Origin of the sequence: Thalassospira sp. A3_1, from assembly GCF_017744215.1 — a bacterium.
Taxonomy (GTDB): Bacteria; Pseudomonadota; Alphaproteobacteria; order Rhodospirillales; family Thalassospiraceae; genus Thalassospira; species Thalassospira lucentensis_A.
The window spans coordinates 212,071-227,056 of the sequence record NZ_JAGHQQ010000002.1 but is presented as its reverse complement, the minus strand read 5'-3'; the positions used below and the strand labels follow the sequence as shown (position 1 = coordinate 227,056).

Annotated in this window: 13 protein-coding genes; 7 read left to right on the top strand and 6 right to left on the bottom strand. The window is 54.5% G+C overall.

The window, feature by feature from the left end; translation table 11 throughout:
* Window positions 1-45: 45 nt before the first annotated feature.
* Together J7395_RS08040 and J7395_RS08035 are read left to right on the top strand one after the other, a co-directional pair.
* Window positions 46-1,890 carry a GGDEF domain-containing protein gene (locus J7395_RS08040; protein ID WP_209221149.1) on the top strand — a complete coding sequence of 615 codons (1,845 nt, stop codon included), beginning with the start codon at window positions 46-48 and terminating at the stop codon, window positions 1,888-1,890.
* 77 nt (window positions 1,891-1,967) lie between these two features.
* Window positions 1,968-2,363, top strand: a complete 396-nt coding sequence (locus tag J7395_RS08035) for a hypothetical protein (RefSeq protein WP_209221148.1) — start codon at window positions 1,968-1,970, stop codon at window positions 2,361-2,363.
* Between the two features lie 21 nt (window positions 2,364-2,384).
* On the opposite strand, the gene J7395_RS08030 is transcribed toward J7395_RS08035, so the two are convergent.
* Genes J7395_RS08030 through J7395_RS08010 form a run of 5 tightly spaced genes read right to left on the bottom strand, consistent with a single transcriptional unit; the run spans window position 2,385 to window position 5,917 of the window.
* Entirely contained in the window at window positions 2,385-3,029 is a 645-nt protein-coding gene (locus tag J7395_RS08030) for a GDSL-type esterase/lipase family protein (RefSeq protein ID WP_209221147.1), read from the bottom strand.
* A 2-nt stretch (window positions 3,030-3,031) separates the two neighbouring features.
* Window positions 3,032-4,342 (bottom strand): CCA tRNA nucleotidyltransferase, encoded by a 1,311-nt coding sequence (locus J7395_RS08025; RefSeq protein WP_209221146.1) that lies wholly within the window; start codon window positions 4,340-4,342, stop codon window positions 3,032-3,034.
* 51 nt (window positions 4,343-4,393) lie between these two features.
* Window positions 4,394-4,681: a hypothetical protein gene (locus J7395_RS08020; RefSeq protein ID WP_062951563.1), complete on the bottom strand. Its 288-nt coding sequence runs from the start codon at window positions 4,679-4,681 to the stop codon at window positions 4,394-4,396.
* 19 nt (window positions 4,682-4,700) lie between these two features.
* Window positions 4,701-5,336 carry a CoA pyrophosphatase gene (locus J7395_RS08015; protein ID WP_209221145.1) on the bottom strand — a complete coding sequence of 212 codons (636 nt, stop codon included), beginning with the start codon at window positions 5,334-5,336 and terminating at the stop codon, window positions 4,701-4,703.
* The gene (locus J7395_RS08010) at window positions 5,333-5,917 is read right to left on the bottom strand and encodes a DUF1285 domain-containing protein (protein WP_209221144.1); all 585 of its coding nucleotides are present in this window, start codon (window positions 5,915-5,917) and stop codon (window positions 5,333-5,335) included. Before J7395_RS08010 ends, J7395_RS08015 begins: the two co-directional genes overlap by 4 nt.
* Window positions 5,918-6,032: 115 nt before the next feature.
* On the opposite strand from J7395_RS08010, the gene J7395_RS08005 reads away from it, so the two are divergent.
* Genes J7395_RS08005 through J7395_RS07990 form a run of 4 tightly spaced genes read left to right on the top strand, consistent with a single transcriptional unit; the run spans window position 6,033 to window position 12,813 of the window.
* Window positions 6,033-7,070, top strand: coding sequence for a MoxR family ATPase (locus J7395_RS08005; RefSeq protein ID WP_209221143.1), 1,038 nt, complete (start codon window positions 6,033-6,035; stop codon window positions 7,068-7,070).
* Window positions 7,071-7,073: 3 nt separating this feature from the next.
* Window positions 7,074-8,027 carry a DUF58 domain-containing protein gene (locus J7395_RS08000; protein ID WP_209221142.1) on the top strand — a complete coding sequence of 318 codons (954 nt, stop codon included), beginning with the start codon at window positions 7,074-7,076 and terminating at the stop codon, window positions 8,025-8,027.
* Complete coding sequence (locus J7395_RS07995) at window positions 8,024-10,741, top strand: DUF4159 domain-containing protein (RefSeq protein WP_209221141.1); 2,718 nt, start codon at window positions 8,024-8,026, stop codon at window positions 10,739-10,741. Before J7395_RS08000 ends, J7395_RS07995 begins: the two co-directional genes overlap by 4 nt.
* Window positions 10,738-12,813 (top strand): hypothetical protein, encoded by a 2,076-nt coding sequence (locus tag J7395_RS07990; RefSeq protein WP_209221140.1) that lies wholly within the window; start codon window positions 10,738-10,740, stop codon window positions 12,811-12,813. Before J7395_RS07995 ends, J7395_RS07990 begins: the two co-directional genes overlap by 4 nt.
* A gap of 2 nt (window positions 12,814-12,815) precedes the next feature.
* Here the strand turns inward: J7395_RS07990 and J7395_RS07985 are convergent, their stop codons facing one another.
* Window positions 12,816-13,748, bottom strand: coding sequence for a LysR family transcriptional regulator (locus J7395_RS07985; RefSeq protein WP_209221139.1), 933 nt, complete (start codon window positions 13,746-13,748; stop codon window positions 12,816-12,818).
* 187 nt (window positions 13,749-13,935) lie between these two features.
* Between J7395_RS07985 and J7395_RS07980 the strand changes: the two genes are divergently transcribed.
* The gene (locus tag J7395_RS07980) at window positions 13,936-14,901 is read left to right on the top strand and encodes a glutathione S-transferase family protein (protein ID WP_209221138.1); all 966 of its coding nucleotides are present in this window, start codon (window positions 13,936-13,938) and stop codon (window positions 14,899-14,901) included.
* Window positions 14,902-14,986 lie beyond the last annotated feature (85 nt).

Genomic DNA, 14,986 nt, shown 5'->3' with positions numbered 1-14,986 from the left:
GCTAACCAAAGGGTCGGTAAAATTTTTCAAGATCGGGGAACAGCCTTGGCATTTGATGCGGAGGACGAACTGACTGCTGACAGATCGGAGGGGCCAGCTATTCGCCTTCGAAACTGGAAGCAAATCGTCGAGAAAGTCGACTTTGCCTTTCAGCCCATCGTCAATCCGCATACCGGTCATGTTTTCGGATATGAAGCCTTGCTGCGTCGCTGGGAAGACAGTGGCTTTAGCTCTATCCAGTCTCTTTTCGATACCGCCTGGGAAACCGGAAACCTGCACGGTGTTGATATGATGCTGCGCGAGAAGGCGATTGCAAAATTCGCGCGTCTGCCCGAAGCCCGTCGTTTAAAACTTTTCTACAATTTTGACAGTCGCGTTGTCCGCACCCGGGATTATCAGCCCGGTCGCACAGCAGAACTCCTGCGCAATGCCGGACTTGAACGCGACACCATCTTTCTTGAAATTTCCGAACGGCACGACATCAGCAACGCTCAGTACCTTCAGGATATCCTGCTGCGATATCGCAGTCAGGGTTTCAAGGTAGCAATTGATGATTACGGCAGTGGCTTTGCCCAGTTGCGCGCCCTGTATGAATGCGAACCCGACATTATCAAGATTGACAGGTTTTTCATCGACGGCATTGATCGCGACCGGCGCAAGGAACTGTTTGTATCGCAGATCACCGCTTTCGCGCACATGATTGCCGCACAGGTTGTCGCCGAAGGCGTTGAAACCCGAGAGGAATTTCTGTGCTGTCGCCGGATCGGGTGCGATCTGGTTCAGGGTTTTTTCATCGCGCGGCCGTCTGTCGATTTACCAGAACGTACCGATATTGTGCCTGCCATTTCCGGTGTTTCACTGGAAAACCGGCGCGGTGTTGAACGTGATGGTGATGTGTTGCGGTCATATCTTCTTGAAACACCACCAATCGAAAACAATATCAACCCGGTCGAGATTCTATCCTATTTCCAGAAAAATACCGACATTGCCATCGCACCGGTTATCAACCGGCAAGGCGAACCGCTTGGGGTTATCCGGGACTCTGATTTCAAGGCATTCATCTATACCCCGTTCGGGCGCGAGCTTTTGCAAAATCCGGCGAACCGAACCAATATCAGCCGGTTTTTACGCCGTTGTCCCATTGCAGACATCAATACCAGTCTCTCAGAACTGCTTGAAACTTTTGTGGCAGCAGACTCGCTTGACGGTGTGATCCTGACCGAGAACGGACTTTATCTTGGGGTTCTGGATCAAAGTGCACTGTTACGCGCTGTCAATGAACGCAACACGCTTAATGCCCGCGATGAAAATCCGCTGACGCGCCTCCCGGGGAACAGTGCCATTTATCGATATGCCGCAAATGCACTCGCCAAACCGCGTCGCCGTCGATTTGCTGTCTATTTTGATTTCGACAATTTCAAACCCTTCAACGATCTATACGGTTTCCGGCAGGGGGATCGCGCCATTCTGCTTTTCAAGGACATACTTGGCAAAGCACTTAGCCAGAATGACTGGTTTGTTGGCCATATCGGTGGCGATGATTTCTTTGCCTATGTTCAGTCGATTGATTTCGAGGATGCTGTCAACGCGGTACAACGTGCCCAATACATGTTCGATGAACAGATCAAAAGCTTCTATGATGCCAAAACCCGCGATCAGGGTTATCTGATTGGCAAAGGACGCAACGGTGAAACAAGCGAATTTCCACTTATGACCGTAAGTGCCGCATTGGTTCGTATCCCGCCGGAGCGTACGGATATCACCCTTGATCACATATCAATCGAGGCAGCCAAGCTGAAGGCAGTCGCCAAAAACAGCCCGACCCGGTTTGCCAGCGGTCATTATGATGCCACCGATACCGCCACATCGACGCAACCAGAAGCCGGATAACCTGCGTGGTTCGCCTTATCGTTGCAAATAAGACTTTTCTTTAAAATCGCTGACGCTAAAATCCGGATTATCGCAGCATGCCTTTTATGCTGCCCGTAACAACAAACGTATCGAGCCATCCCGCCATTATGATCAGCGTTACCAGCACGTCTGAAATTCTGCCGCCGATCCCGGTTCGCCCTGCGAGCCCGGTTTCTCCGCGCACGTCCGAGGCCCAACACGAACAGCAGAAACAATCCGTAGAGCAAGTCGCAAATTCGATCCATCTTTCGGACGACGAAATCGAACGTGTTCAGCGTGCGGCGGAAACAGCTCGCAATGAACGCCGGTTTCAGGAAGGGCAGAATCCCCTGACGCTGGAAAACAAACAGTCAGAAGATGCCGCGAACGGTTATGGCGCCAAAGGACAGTCTAACGGCAGTTTCATCAACGCATCCAGCAACCGCGGCAGTCTGGTTGATTTCTATGTCTAGTAAGACTGCAATATCACGGACTTAAAGCCCGATTGCGCGTCTCCAGCCATCCCAGTTCCAGATCAGTTCTGCAACCCGGTCATAACCAGCGCGGTCAGGATGATATCCATCCCCGCGACGAAGCGCACGCTGCCAATCCTGATCGGCAAGGGTTGTGGCATGCAAATCAAGATAAGGCACATCAAACCCACGTGCCGTTTCGGCATATATCTGATTAAGCCCCTCAAGACGTTCGTTGATTTCCCTACTCGACTTGCTGCCGTCAATCACCGCCTGCGGCCCGATCCACAATGTCGGTGCCAGTTTTGATGCCTCGCCAATGATATCGGCAGCATTGGCTGCCGATTTGCCAGGGGAAACCCGCATCGTGGTTTCTTCGCCACGGTCTTCGGCATGATTGGCATCATTTACGCCAAAGCTGAACATCAGGATGGTGGGGAATTCCTGCACCATGCGAAGCTCTGCCTCGAATTTCCAGCGGGCTTTAAGCCCGTCACTGGTTTCAGCACGAATGCCCAGATTATAGATCGTCGTTTCGCGCTTCGCCTCGTCCAGCAAACGGCGGCCCAACCGCATTGGCCAGCCCCCCTTTTTGCTATCGCGCACGCCATTGACCAGACTGTCACCAAAACAGCAAATGCGATGACCTGTAACACCTTCGGCCATAATTACTCCTGCAACTTTGCGGCACTTTGCGCCGCCAGATAGGCCATCAATTCGTCGCGCTCCGGCACAAAGGCATTGGCAAGCCAATATTCCTCGGCAAGCTTTAACAACCGCCCCATTTGCGGTCCAGCAGGTGCAAGACCAGCCGCCAGAATATCACGCCCCTGTATTGGCAGTGTCGCGGGTGTCCAATCGGTTGCCGCCTGCAACAAACCCTGCCATTGCTTATTTTCAACACTTCCGGGACGAGGCGGGACCGAAGCCCGGGTGGCCCAGGCAATCAGAACCGCGTCACGAAATGCGTCGGCCCCCAAACGATAAAGATCACGGCGGGTTGTTTCCTCAGACATATCTACGCTGATCAGGCTGGCATTGGAAATCATCGCAGCGAAACGTTCGGTTTCATCGTTTGATAATCGCAATGCCTTACCAAAATCGGTTGCTGCCAGAAAATCATCATCGGTGTTTTCCGGCGCACGATAAAGGGCTGCCAGGCGACGCAACGGATCGGGCATAATCGCTGGATCGGCAAGGGCGGAACTGTCAAGCCATTCCATCATGCGAAGCCGCGACGTATCTGCCAGATCCGGCAATATAACGGGCAGGACTTTAAAACCGATCATGTCCTTGATCGTGGCCGCAGGACTGCGGGAACGCAGCAGTTTCAGCATTTCGTCACGAAGACGTTCCGGGGAAATACTTCGAAGCCCATGAGCCCCCTTGCGGCATGCTTCGGCACCGATCGGATCAAGCGGAGGTCGCCCGAACCACGCATGGAAACGGAAGAACCGTAAAATACGCAGGTAATCCTCTGCGATGCGATCCTCGGCAATGCCAATGAAGCGCACCCGCCCTTCGCGCAAATCGGTTTCTCCATCAAACGGGTCGTAAATCGTCCCGTCTGGATCGCAATAAATTGCATTGAAGGTGAAATCGCGACGTTTGGCATCGCCAAGCCAGCTATCGGTGAAGGCAACCTCGGCATGGCGGCCATCGGTTGTCACATCAATGCGCAGCGTCGTGATTTCATAGGCAGCCGTATCGGTGACCGCTGTCACCGTACCATGTTTAAGCCCGGTCGGGACAACTTTCAGTCCTGCCTTTTCAAGGGCGACAACCGTTTCTTCCGGTCTCAGATCGCAGGCAATATCCACATCGACCAGATCGCGCTTCAAAAGCGCGTCCCTCACAAGGCCACCAACAAAACGTGCCTTGCCGCCGTGTGCTGCAATTGCGTCAAACACGCGTGCCGTATCGGGATGGGTCATGACCCCGTAAGGCTGCAAATGGCCTGTTGCTGTCAGTGCGGTCATCGGTAAATCTTTGCTGGCCTGAAACCTTGCAAGCAGATGGCTTGTTCCGGATTATTCCTTGGGTTCGAAATATCCAGGTTGAACGACACCATCCTTCAATGTCGGCGCATGATAGATGGAATCAGGTGATGCGCCAGTCCCAAGTGCCGTCACAATCAGGATTGCCGCCGCCAATGCTACACCGATACCAAGCAGCAAAAGCCATGGCCCTTTGTCCCAAGGCGGGATCACATCATGGCCTTCCCGAATGGCCTTCGCCCGTGCCCATTTAAGCCACAGACCATAAACCAGAAACGGCAGGATAACGGGCAGGACGATCTGGATAATCTGTCGCAACATTACCAATGGTCTCCAATCATTATCGCTCTGCGCTGGCTTTCAGGACTTCGCTGAAATTCACCAGCATCCCCGCCGTTGCCCCCCAAATGTAATATTCACAGTACGGAATGGCGAAATAACGGCGTTTCGCCCCTTCAAAGGTCACGGTCTGCAGTTTCTGGTTTCGAGGCTCAAGGATGAATTCCAACGGTACTTCAAATACTTCTGCCACTTCATGTGCATCTGGCGCAAGATCGAAAGGCGGCGTGATCAATCCGACAACCGGCGTAACCTGATAACCGGTTACGGTATAATAATCATCAAGACGGCCGACCAGTTCGATATGTACACGCGCCAGTCCTATTTCTTCCTCGGTCTCGCGCAGTGCCGTTTCTTCCAGCGTATTGTCATGGTCTTCCTGACGGCCACCAGGGAAACTGATCTGGCCGGCATGATCGCTAAGATGGTCGGTGCGGCGTGTCAGAATGACATGCAAACCTTCATCGCGCTGCACCAGTGGCACCAGAACCGCAGCCGGGCGGGCTATCAGTTCTCCTTCGGCGAAGGCACGTGCCCTTGATTTCGAACCGGGATAATCGACCGCATGATCTCCGCGCCGCTGCAGGATATCGCCGCGCGGTGCGTTCAGCGCCGCAATGATCTGGGCCGGTGTCATTGGTCGGCCTCCTCCAAGGTTCCGATCTCGAAGAACTTATTATGACTGTAAACACCGATACGCACTTTGCCGGTCTCCGGTTCCATAATCTCATCCGCCATGTCCACAAGCTGGTAGAATACCGCCCGGTTCAGCCGTGCTTCAAGCCCGCGATCAAGCTGCACATAAGGCGATGGCTCAGCGGTTTCGGGATCGTGCTCCACCCGCAAACCGTGGCTTTCATCAAGCTCAACCCACTGATCGATATTGGTTCTGAACCGAATGACCGATGCCTCCCCCTTGCCGTTTTTTTCCATCTCGACTGCGATAAACGCAACGTCTTCGACCTTGATTCGTGCCATTTCGGCCGGAGTCACAAGCCAATGACCGCCTTCTTCGTCACGTTGCAATACGGATGAGAAAAGTTTGACAAGTTCGATCCTGCCAATCGGACCACCTTGATAGAACCATGTTCCATCCCGACTTATAGACATGGGTATGTCGCCACAAATCTGCGGATGGCGTCCGCCTGCCGGTTTTCCGGCGCGCAGACGGGTCCAAAGCTTTTCAGCGAGATCGACGGTTTTTTCGTTTTTGCTCATGCTATACACTTGAGTCCGGAACCAAAAGATTGCGCACCTGTTCTACGCTGATACCATCCTTCTTGGGTAACCGGCATCCATTACCGGCACAACAGAGGAAGCAAAGTTTCCTGTCATGACAAACGCGCCACGTTTTCCCGAAGAAATGGGACTCTCACAAGACAGCAGCCTTGAACGCGACGCAGCGCGACTTGACGCCTGTGTTTGCCGTTTGGACGAAGCCCGCAAGATGGTTTCATCTGTTATATTTGGGCAGAATGAGGCCGTAGAGCAAACACTTATCGGCATTTTATCTGGTGGTCACGTCCTGATGGTCGGTGCACCCGGCCTTGGAAAGTCATTACTTGCACACACATTGGGCAAGGTCCTTGGCCTTCTCGATAAACGCGTTCAGTTTACCCCCGACCTGATGCCAGCAGATATCCTTGGCTCCGAAGTCCTGGAAGAAGGCGCGGATGGCAAACGCGCATTCCGGTTCATCAAGGGGCCGGTATTCTGCCAGTTGCTACTGGCCGACGAGATCAACCGCGCCAGCCCACGCACCCAGTCCGCCCTGTTGCAGGCCATGCAGGAACGCGAGGTATCCGTCGCCGGTTACAGCCACAAACTTCCTGAACCGTTCCACGTTCTGGCCACCCAGAACCCGCTGGAACAGGAAGGCACCTATCCCCTGCCCGAAGCACAGCTTGACCGCTTTCTTCTGGAAGTCCGGCTAGGTTATCCCGATCAGGATGAAGAACGCCGCATCGTGACCGAAACCACCGGACGCTATCCGGTGCGCCCAAGGCAGGTTCTTCAGGCGGACGATCTCGCCGAGGCGCAGGATTTTGTCCGTCGCCTGCCGATGCCTGACCGGGTGCTTGATACCATCATCGCCCTTTGCCGCGAATGTCGCCCCGAAAGCACGCATATGGCCGATATACGCGATAATGTTGCCTGGGGTCCCGGCACACGCGCGGCACAGGCGCTGTCACTTGCCTGTCGTGCGCGAGCAATGCTGTTTGGGCGTTTCGCACCCTCAATCGAGGATATAGAAGCCCTTGCTGTTCCGGTTCTGCGCCATCGCTTCGGATTGACTTACGGGGCCCGGGCCGAGGGCTTTACCGCACGGGGCCTGATTACCAACACGCTGGATTATCTGCAGGAGAAATAGGAATTGGCATTGGCCGCGGTCCACGATCATGTTGCAGCCGCGCGGGCACTGGCGGCCCGATTGCCGCAACTGATCGATGAAAGCCGACGCATGGCGATCAGCCTGCGAAGTGGCCTTCATGGCAACCGCAAGGTTGGTCCCGGCAGCGATTTCTGGCAATTCCGCCCCTATATCACCGGTGACCCCACCAACCAGATCGACTGGCGCCGTTCCGCGCGCAGTGATCATACCTTCATCCGCCAGACCGAGTGGCAGGCAAGCCACAATTACTGGATCTGGCCGGTTCTATCCCCGTCCATGTACTGGTCATCGGCACGGGACATCCCGTTCAAGGCCGAACGTACCCTGATCATTTCCATCGCACTCGCTGATTTGCTGCTGCGCAACGGGGAAACGGTCGGAACGTTCGATGCCGAACGAACCCGCATCACATCTGCCGAACATCTTGAAAAACTGGCTCATGCCATGCTGGCAAGTCCGGGCAACATCGCCGCTCATGCCGGTGCGATGCATGCCGGTCGCAAACATTCGGTTCTGGTACTTGGTGACTTTCTGGAGTTCGTGGACAGTAACCAGTCACCGGTTCGCGCGATCAAAACCCTTGGCCAGTATCAGAATGACGGCGCGCTGGTACATGTCCTTGATCCCGCTGAGATCGAGCCCCCCTTTACCGGACGGGTCAATTTCATGGATACCGACGATCAGATGATTTACCGCAGCGAAAGGTTCGAAGACCTTCGGGAAGGTTTCCGGCAACGTGCCAAAACATGGCGTGCCGACATTCGAGATGCTGCACGCGAAAATGACTGGCTTTGCGATCGGCATGTGACATCGGAAAGTGCAAGCCCTACGCTGCTCGCACTTTATCAGCATCTGAGCGAACGCCAGAGCCAAAGTGGATCGAACGGGCGCGGGCGTCCGGCGATGAACCGCAATAGCACGACGAGGCCGCGATGAACCTTGCGGCGATAACGTTTTTATATCCTGCAATGCTTGCCGGTTTGCTGGTTTTGCCGATTGTCTGGCTTATTATCCGCTCAGCGCCCAGGGCCCCGAAACAAATCGTGTTTCCGGCGGCCCGGCTATTGCGGGGGCTGCGTGCCAACCGGCGCGACATGCAACGCGCACCTATCTGGCAGACGATATTGCGTTGCCTGATCCTCACCATGCTGATTTTGGCGGCCTCCCGACCGGTTCTGAACCGGACAGAGTTTTCGCAAAACGAAGGGGCCCTTCTTGTCATTGCCGACAATAGCTGGTCATCCGCAGCAAACTGGACGGAATATCGGACAGGTCTGCGTCAGATTATAAATCAGGCGCGACTTGACCTGCGCAGCATCTATATCGCGCAAACCGCGCCGGAAGCTTCGGGGGCAACCACAACCCGCCTCCCCGACATCATCGGCCCGGTATCCCCGCATGAGGCCGAACGCTTCATTGATCGTCTGCATCCTCGGCCTTGGGCACCGGATTATGCGGTTTTGTCCAATCAGATTGCCGATCATCAGTATATGGCCAATTCCATAGGCAGCATTTTGTGGCTGACCGACAATATGGAACAATCCGGCAAAGCCGATCTTGCCAATGATCTGGCAACAATCGCCCCGATTACCGTACTTGAACCTGATCGGGATAACCGGATTGCTGTGCAGTCGCTGATCCGTAACCGGACCGGACTTGGCATCACGCTGACCCATCAGAATATTGATGCTCCGCACGAAATTGTCCTTCTGGCCCGAAATGAACGTGGCCGGGTTCTATTGCGGCACAAGGTAAAAATTGCCCCGGCCACAAATCGTACCGAAGCCGAAATCCCCCTGCCCAGTGATATCACCAATTCGATCCAGTCGATCGGGATTGAAGGCATTGAATCCGCGGCCACCGTCTTTCAGACCGGTGCCCGCTGGCAGCAGCGCAAGGTTGGTGTGATTGTAAGCTCCGGCGACAGTCCGGTCCTCCTGTCAGATCGATATTTCTTCCTTGATCGCGCAATTTCACCCTATGCAGATGTGACCTATGCACCGCTTGGAAAACTGCTTGAAGGCGGGATGGATATTCTGGTTGTGGCCGGTCCGATTTCGGGCCTCGGGAGCCAGTATAACGCCCTTGAACGTTGGCTCAGGGATGGTGGCATGTTGGTGAGGTTTGCTGGTGACAGCACAACCGAAGTCGAACCGGAATTCCTGCCTGTAACCCTTCGCTTGGGTAATCGTGATTTCGGTGGATCGATGTCATGGGAGAAACCGAAACGTCTTCTGGCATTTCCTGAAACCAGCCCGTTTTCCGGGATCACCATTCCCGAGGAAATTACTGTAAACCGACAACTTCTTGCCGAACCTGATCCGGATATTGTTGCCAAGACCTGGGCGCGTCTGACCGATGGTACCCCGCTTGTTACCAGCGCAACGAGGAATGCCGGGCGAATTGTTCTGTTCCATGTAACCCCGTGGGCGGACTGGTCCAATCTGCCGATGTCGGGTTTGTTCGTCGAAATCTGGCAGCGCCTTTTGCCTCTTGCCAGCCCAAGTGATCGTTCGGACGCGGAACTGCAAACAAGCCTCCCCCCTCAGTCCATCCTTGACGGCTTCGGGCGTGCCCATCAGCCCGATGCGACGATCCTCCCATTGCGGATGCCACTACCGGTTCCCGGCCCACGGCACCCACCTGGCATATATGGGGAAAATGGCCAGGCTGTTGCCTTTAACCTTGGTTCATCCCTTGAAAATCTGGATCATCAGATTCGCTGGCCTTCTGACGTAACAATGCGGCAGATCACCAATCAGGACCAGATTGATCTCGCTGCGATGTGCCTGATGATAGCGATGCTGCTTCTGATCTTTGACGGGGTTGCATTGATACTGGTTCACCATGTCAGTTTAAGACGCTCCCGGCGCAGTGATGCTCTTACCTCTGTGCTTATGATTGCATTTATTGGCACTGCGGCAACAGCAATGACTGTTGGCACCAGTAACAGCGCCCAAGCTGTCGAAACGCAGGCCGCCGCATTACAACCGCGTCTGGCCTATCTTAAGACCGACGTTGCCCCGATCGACCGCCTCAGCCAATCGGGACTTGCGGGCCTGACCGAAATTCTGCGCCGGCGCAGTGCCGCCGATCTGGCACCGGCAGATGCGATTAACCCTGAAGCAGATGATCTTAGTTTTTATCCGCTGATCTACTGGCCGCTGGTTGACGGGCAACAGCCGTTTTCGGAATTTGCCCAGACGCGTATCAACCGGTATCTCGACAGCGGAGGAATGATACTGATCGACAGTCGTGATCAGGAAGTTGAACCAGCCCGACTGCGCCGCCTGCTTGCCGGGCTTGAAATTCCGATACTGGACAAGGCACCCGGCGATCACATCCTTTTTCGCAGCTTCTATCTGCTTGATCATGCCTATGGGCGTTTCGCGGCACCGCTTTGGCTTGATGCCCGTCCGGATCAACGGCTGGATGGTGTTGCATCTGTTTTGTTTGGCGGTAATGACTGGGCATCCGCCTGGATGCTGGAAGAAGGCCGCACAGCTGAGAACCGCACGGATGATATTTCCCCGCGGCAGCGCGAAATGGCATGGCGCTTCGGTGTCAATCTGGTGATGTACGCGCTGACCGGCAGCTACAAGGGGGATCAGGTTCATTTGCCTGCGATCCTTGAAAGGCTTGGCCGATGAACCGAAACTGGCAGGACTTCCAGATCGCACCGTTACTTGATATCGGACTACTTCAGATCCTTGCGGTAATCTGCGTCGCTGCAATCCTGCTGTTTGCCGTGTTTCGTCTGCGTGGCACGATCTGGCGGGCAATCGTAATGGCGATCATGTTGCTTGCCCTGATTGCCCCGCAATTTACCGATCAGAACCGCGAAAAACTGAGCGACATTGTCCTGGTGCTGGTTGACCGCTCCAGCAGCCAGAATATCGGCAGTCGTATGGACCAAACCGATGCCGCTATTTCGCAGATACGTAACCGTTTTGCCGACGATCCCAGTATCGAGCTACGTATTGAGGACGTTCCGGGCGAAACGGACACCCGTATGTTTTCCGCCCTTGACCGGCTTCTTGGCGGTATCCCGCGCGAAAGACTGGGCGGTGTCGTGATGATCACCGACGGCCAGATTCACGACATTCCGGCGAATCTGGATTTGGGCGCACCGCTTCATGCCCTCATCACCGGACGCGAAGACGAACGCGACCGGCGTTTGCAAATCCGCCAGACAGCCGATTACGGCATCGTTGGCAAGAATGCGGATTTTATGGTCGAAGCCATTGATCACAGCCTTGCCACCGGAAGCCCCGTATCGGTTCGAATGCTACATGAAGACGGAAGCGAACGTAATCTCACACTACCCGCAAATGAACCGCATCGCGTAACTATTCCCGTTCCGCACGCCGGACCTGTCATCGCAGAATTGCGAATGGAAGAAAGCCCGAACGAAACCGATCAGACAAACAACCGGCTGATCCTTGAAACGACCGGTGTGCGCGACCGGCTGCGCGTTCTGCTGCTTTCGGGGGAACCACACCCTGGCGAACGGGCCTGGCGTAACCTTCTGCGTGCCGACCCGGGTGTTGATCTGGTGCATTTCACCATCCTGCGCCCGCCGGAAAAAGGCGACGATACACCGATCAACGAATTGGCCCTCATCCCGTTTCCGATCCGGGATCTGTTTGAGGTTCGCCTTCGCCAGTTCGACCTGATCATTTTTGATCGCTATCAGATGCGTGGCGTCCTTCCGCCGCATTATCTTGAAAAGGTCGTGGATTATGTAAAATGGGGCGGTGCCGCACTTGTCGTCGCCGGGCCGGAATATTTGGGCCCTGAAGGACTTTCAAATACGGTCCTGGGTGATTTAATGCCGGTTCGGGTCACCGGCCGCCTCATTGAACAACCCTTTGTCCCGCAGGTAAACACCGCCGGGCGCATTCACCCGGTTACGGCCCCGATCGCAGGATCGGTCAATACACCGCCCAAATGGGGGCACTGGTACCGTCAGATTGAAACCCGCGAAGCCGACAACAATGTCATGACCCTTCTGACTGGCGCGGATCAATTGCCATTGCTGTCCTTGCGCCGGATCGAAGAAGGTCGGGCGGCCATGCTGAGCTCGGATCAGATGTGGCTTTGGCAGCGCGGCCATGATGGTGGTGGACCGATTGCTGAAATGCTGCGCCGATTGTCGCACTGGCTAATGAAGGAACCGGCGCTTGATGAAAACACCATCACCACGGAACGCAGTGCCGATGGCAAAAGCCTGACCCTGACCTGGCGAAAGATCGGGGCGGAACCAACAACCGCAACCGGCGCCAATCCGGAAACCGGCGAGATTGTCCGCACCACCTTTGAACGGCAGTCAGACCAGACTTGGAAGGCTACTTTACCGATTGCGGAACGGGGCCTGATTCGCGTTCAAACACTTGATCGCGAAGGTAGCACCCAATCAGCCCTGCATGTTGACCGGGATGTTTTGACCAGTGAACGCCGCAACACCAATTCTACGCCCGATCTTTTACGGGATCTGGTTCTAGCCAATGGCGGATATATCGACCGTATCGAAAAAGGACTTCCCGATTTCCACCGGGTAGAGGATGACCGTATCTGGAACGGTACCAACTGGGCTGGTCTGATGGAAACAGAAAGCTATCGTACCGTGATCGGTGGCATTACCAATCTTTTGCCGTTGCCGGTCGTTGCTGTTTTACTCGGGCTTATGTGCCTGATTGGCTGGCGGATCGAAAGCAAGTAGTCCTAATCGGACGGAAACATTGTTTTGTGGAAATTGCACAATCCGCCACGAAACTTTTCAACCAGAAAATCGATAAAGATACGTACCTTGGTCGGCAGATGACGCCGTTCCGGATACACTGCGTAAATCCCGCCGCTGGCCAGTGAATTATATTCATTCAGGATTGAGACCAGTGATCCTTTTTGAAGTGCCTCGGCAACGATAAATTCCGGTTCGCGTGCAATACCAAGCCCCCGGATGGCCGCGAACGAAGTGAAATCGCCATTGTTGCACGACATGACCGGATTGACGCGGACATTGATCTGGCCTTCCGGACCTTCAAACTCCCATACATTCGGGTTCGCCAGATTGGTATAGGCAAGCGTCCTGTGGTTCGCCAATTCGGTCGGGTGTAGGGGTTCCCCATGTTCGGCGATATAGCCCGGCGACGCCACAACGTAACCGTTAAAATCGGCAAGCTTGCGGGCAATTAGGCTGGAATCTTTCAACCGCGTGATGCGGATTGCCATATCGAACCCTTCGGCAACAAGATCAACCATATGATCGGCCAGATGAATGTCGACATGCAATCCCGGATGCAGACCCATAAATTCCGACACCAGATCGGGCATGTAACGCTGCCCGAATGTCAGAGGTGCCGAAATCCGAAGTGTGCCGCGCGGCGTACCGCGCAAATCGGTCAGGGCATGTTCGGCTGTTTCGATTTCCTCAACCACGCGCGCGCAATGCTGATAAAAAGTTGCCCCTGCGTCGGTCAGACTCAACCGGCGTGTCGTGCGATTAAGCAGTCGGATGCCAAGACTGTCTTCAAGCTTGGTGACATGCTTGCTGACTGCAGATTTGGACATGGCAAGCTTGCGCGCGGCACCGGAGAAGCTTTGCTCCTCCACAACACGGGCAAAAACCGTCATTCCGTCCAGATTGCCGATCAGCATCACCCTGCTCCCCGCCCTGCTGCGTCACTGCTATATCACTGCCGCGCAATTGTTGCCCATTTGGAAACAAATTAATGTCATATCCCCTGATTGCGTTCAACGGGGAAATGACGATGATGGGAACAACCATCCCGGCCGCACGTAATCGGCATATCACGGGACCAACAAAAAGCCGGAGGATACGATTATGGGCCTTTTGGTCGATGGTGAATGGAAAGACCAATGGTACGACACGAAATCGACCGGCGGTAAGTTCAAGCGTCAGGATTCCGCATTCCGAAACTGGCTGTCGAAAGACAGTGGCGCAGAATTTCCAGCCGAAGCCGGTCGCTATCATCTATATGTTTCGTATGCCTGCCCGTGGGCGCATCGCACACTGATCTTTCGCGCCCTCAAAGGACTGGAAGATTTGATTTCGGTGTCGGTTGTACATTGGCGCATGCTTGAAAACGGTTGGGAATTTTCCCCCGATGAAGGATTGCCCGATCATCTTGGTAATCACCGTTTCATGCATCAGATTTATACAGCAGCAAAACCCGACTACACCGGGCGCGTTACGGTGCCGGTACTGTGGGACAAGAAAACCAACCGGATTGTCAGCAATGAGTCTGCTGACATCATCCGGATGCTCAACACCGCCTTTGATGATCTGGGTGCCAAACCAGGTAATTATTATCCCGAAGATTTGCGCACCGAAATCGATGCGATCAATGACCGCGTCTATAATGATGTAAATAACGGTGTCTACAAATCCGGCTTTGCTACGGCACAGGATGCCTATGCAGATGCGGTAACGACGCTTTTTGGCACGCTGAACTGGCTCGAAGACCGTCTGACATCCAATCGCTATCTGGCCGGTGATCGATTGACCGAGGCTGACTGGCGGCTATTCACCACCCTGATCCGTTTCGATCCGGTCTATCACGGGCATTTCAAATGCAATCTGAAAATGCTGAAGGATTACCCGAATCTTTGGGCCTATACACGCGAGCTTTATCAGGTCCCCGGCATCCAACAGACCGTATTCTTTGATCACATCAAGGGGCACTATTACGAAAGCCACCTGATGATCAACCCAACGGGTATCGTGCCCAAGGGACCAGTTCTTGTTCTTGATCAGCCACATGGCCGGGATAAACAGTTCGCCATTTAGGTATCCCCACCGGGCTTGAGCACTGCATGGCGAACAGATCTCAAAACAAAAAACCCCGCAGAAATTCTGCGGGGGTTTTGCGTTC

Bases quoted from the DNA above. Each gene is read 5' to 3' on its own strand.
- J7395_RS08035 (WP_209221148.1), top strand. From the start codon at position 1,968: ATGCCTTTTATGCTGCCCGTAACAACAAACGTATCGAGCCATCCCGCC.
- J7395_RS08030 (WP_209221147.1), bottom strand. From the start codon at position 3,029: ATGGCCGAAGGTGTTACAGGTCATCGCATTTGCTGTTTTGGTGACAGT.
- J7395_RS08025 (WP_209221146.1), bottom strand. From the start codon at position 4,342: ATGACCGCACTGACAGCAACAGGCCATTTGCAGCCTTACGGGGTCATG.
- J7395_RS08020 (WP_062951563.1), bottom strand. From the start codon at position 4,681: ATGTTGCGACAGATTATCCAGATCGTCCTGCCCGTTATCCTGCCGTTT.
- J7395_RS08015 (WP_209221145.1), bottom strand. From the start codon at position 5,336: ATGACACCGGCCCAGATCATTGCGGCGCTGAACGCACCGCGCGGCGAT.
- J7395_RS08010 (WP_209221144.1), bottom strand. From the start codon at position 5,917: ATGAGCAAAAACGAAAAAACCGTCGATCTCGCTGAAAAGCTTTGGACC.
- J7395_RS08005 (WP_209221143.1), top strand. From the start codon at position 6,033: ATGACAAACGCGCCACGTTTTCCCGAAGAAATGGGACTCTCACAAGAC.
- J7395_RS07995 (WP_209221141.1), top strand. From the start codon at position 8,024: ATGAACCTTGCGGCGATAACGTTTTTATATCCTGCAATGCTTGCCGGT.
- J7395_RS07990 (WP_209221140.1), top strand. From the start codon at position 10,738: ATGAACCGAAACTGGCAGGACTTCCAGATCGCACCGTTACTTGATATC.
- J7395_RS07985 (WP_209221139.1), bottom strand. From the start codon at position 13,748: ATGCTGATCGGCAATCTGGACGGAATGACGGTTTTTGCCCGTGTTGTG.
- J7395_RS07980 (WP_209221138.1), top strand. From the start codon at position 13,936: ATGGGCCTTTTGGTCGATGGTGAATGGAAAGACCAATGGTACGACACG.